Source organism: Mesorhizobium sp. P3_B5, assembly GCF_056402815.1.
This window is the reverse complement of record NZ_JBFUGR010000036.1, coordinates 1-2,534: the sequence shown is the minus strand read 5'-3', so window position 1 is coordinate 2,534 and position 2,534 is coordinate 1. Positions and strand designations below refer to the sequence as shown.

Annotated in this window: 2 protein-coding genes; one reads left to right on the top strand and one right to left on the bottom strand. The window is 62.1% G+C overall.

Features of this window, described 5'->3' with window-relative positions; all coding sequences use genetic code 11:
* Positions 1-415: 415 nt before the first annotated feature.
* Entirely contained in the window at positions 416-1,519 is a 1,104-nt protein-coding gene (leuB, locus tag AC1DVW_RS29625) for a 3-isopropylmalate dehydrogenase (protein WP_477327924.1), read from the top strand.
* 116 nt (positions 1,520-1,635) lie between these two features.
* Here the strand turns inward: leuB and AC1DVW_RS29620 are convergent.
* A protein-coding gene (locus tag AC1DVW_RS29620) for an IS630 family transposase (protein WP_477327926.1) occupies positions 1,636-2,519 on the bottom strand; the annotation gives its coding sequence in 2 pieces (ribosomal slippage) (positions 1,636-2,241 and positions 2,244-2,519; 882 coding nt in all).
* Between the last annotated feature and the right edge of the window lie 15 nt (positions 2,520-2,534).

Sequence of the window (2,534 nt, the reverse complement as noted above, 5' to 3'; positions counted from 1 at the left end):
TCCTTAGAAACATCAACTCCACAAATGATCTTGTTCACGGTAACCTGCCTTGTGCGTACGGTTGGAACCAAGCGACTGTTCGGTCGTGCGTGACGAAGGCGAAGATCCCAAGCTCTCCCGCGGCTGTAACCTCAGGTGGTACGGGCGACTTCACCAAGCCAAGGTCCGGGCGGCCGCCCGGACCTTGGCTCAACCGCTTCAATCCCACGAAATCTCTCTCGTGCAGATACAAGGTGGCGCTGCGAAGCCGAGACGGAGAGGGGGTCTGCGCCCTACGAAAAGGGCCCCTCTCCGTCCGCTTCGCGGCCACCTCTCCCCGCCTCTGGCGGGGGCGAGGAAACTCCTCCCCTTGCGCACAGCCCGCTTGGCGTTTAGCAAGGCCGCGGTTTCTCCAAACGATGTTGGGACGGTTCTGATGGCTTCGAAAAATCTTCTCCTGCTCGCCGGCGACGGCATCGGCCCCGAGGCGATGGCCGAGGTGAAGAAGCTGATATCAGCCATGAACGCCAAGCTCGGCAGCGGCTTTGCCACCGACGAAGGGCTGGTCGGCGGCTGCGCCTACGATGCGCATGGCGCGGCGATTTCCGATGCCGACATGGAAAAGGCGATGGTCGCCGATGCGGTGCTGTTCGGCGCCGTCGGCGGGCCGAAATGGGATGCGGTGCCTTACGAGGTGCGCCCCGAAGCCGGGCTGTTGCGGCTGCGCAAGGACATGGAGCTGTTCGCCAACCTGCGTCCGGCCATCTGCTATCCGGCGCTGGCGGCGTCGTCCTCGCTCAAGCAGGACGTGGTCGAGGGGCTCGACATCTTGATCGTGCGCGAGCTGACCGGTGGCGTTTATTTCGGCGAGCCGAAGCAGATCATCGATCTTGGCAACGGCCAGAAGCGCGGCATCGACACGCAGGTCTATGACACGTTCGAGATCGAGCGCATTTCCGGCGTCGCCTTCGAGCTCGCGCGGACACGCCGCAACCATGTGACCTCAATGGAAAAGCGCAACGTGATGAAATCCGGCGTGCTGTGGAACGAGGTCGTCACCCAGACCCACAAGGCTAGGTATGCCGACGTCAAGCTCGACCACATGTTGGCCGATGCCGGTGGCATGCAGCTGGTGCGCTGGCCAAAACAGTTCGACGTCATCGTCACCGACAATCTGTTCGGCGACATGCTGTCCGACATCGCCGCCATGCTGACCGGATCGATCGGCATGCTGCCGTCGGCGTCGCTCGGCGCGCCTGATGTGAGGACCAAGAAGCGCAAGGCGCTCTACGAGCCGGTGCACGGCTCGGCGCCGGACATCGCCGGAAAGGGCATCGCCAACCCGATCGCCATGATCGCCTCCTTCGCCATGTGCATGCGCTATTCCTTCGGGATGGTTGATGAGGCCGACAAGCTCGAAGCGGCCATCGCCGCCGTGCTCGATCAGGGCTTGCGCACCAAGGATATTTTGTCCGAGGGCATGACCGAGGTCGGCACCGTTGCCATGGGCGATGCGATCATCGCCAAGTTCCTGGGGTGATCAGAGGGCGGTCGAGATCCCGCTCGCACGCTAAAACGGTAACATCGGTTCGATCACGCGCCATTCGAAGCCGGTAAGTTCATATCTGCTCATGCGCAGCCTAGAGCGGGATGAATCTAGGTTGGCGCATAGCCTGCCTCTGTGAAGTAATTTCTGCATTCGGTTGAAGAGACGGTGCCGAGGATTTGGCCGATGGCGTCACAGACGGTTTCGACGGTACGCTTGGCAGCCTTACGGAGCCAATGCTTTAGCTTTGCAAAGAGCTTCTCGATGGGGTTCAGGTCAGGCGAGTATTTGGGCAGCAAGAACAGCCTGGCGCCGGCCGAGCGGATGGCGCGGCGCACGGCCTTGCCTTTATGCGAGCCGAGATTGTCCATGATGACGATGTCGCCGGGTTCGAGGGTGGGGACGAGAACCTTGTCGACATAGAGCTGGAAACGCTCGCCGTTGATCGGCCCGTCGATCAGCCACGGTGCTTCGACGCGGTCGTGGCGCAGTGCCGCCAAGAAGGTCATGGTCTTCCAATGGCCGTGCGGCACCTTGGCTTTGATTCTCTCGCCGCGCGGCGCCCATCCCCTGAGTGGCGCCATGTTGGTTTTGGTCCATGTCTCGTCGATGAACACCAGGCGGGAAGGATCGATCCGGTCCTGATACTTTGCCCACTGTGCTCGCCTGCGTGACACATCCGGTCGATCCTGCTCAGCCGCGATCAGCGTCTTTTTTTGTGACTGAGTTTCTCGGCGTGGACGAACTCCCACACCGAGCGGTAATCGACCTTCAGGCCGCGCTCGCCAAGTTCGACCACAAGACCGCGCAACGTAAAATCCGCAGCTCGGCAGCGCAGCAGCAGCCAGTCCCGATGCTCACCGGCAATCTTCTTCGGCCGGTGCCCACCCATCTTGCCGGGCGCAAGGCTACTCRTGTCGCGCAACCGCTGCACCCACCTGATGACGGTGCTGATACCAACCCCATAGCGTGCCGAGGCCTGCCGTCGCGACAGCCCCGCGACAGCCCC

Coding starts and splice junctions, on each gene's coding strand:
- leuB (WP_477327924.1), top strand. CDS start 416: ATGGCTTCGAAAAATCTTCTCCTGCTCGCCGGCGACGGCATCGGCCCC.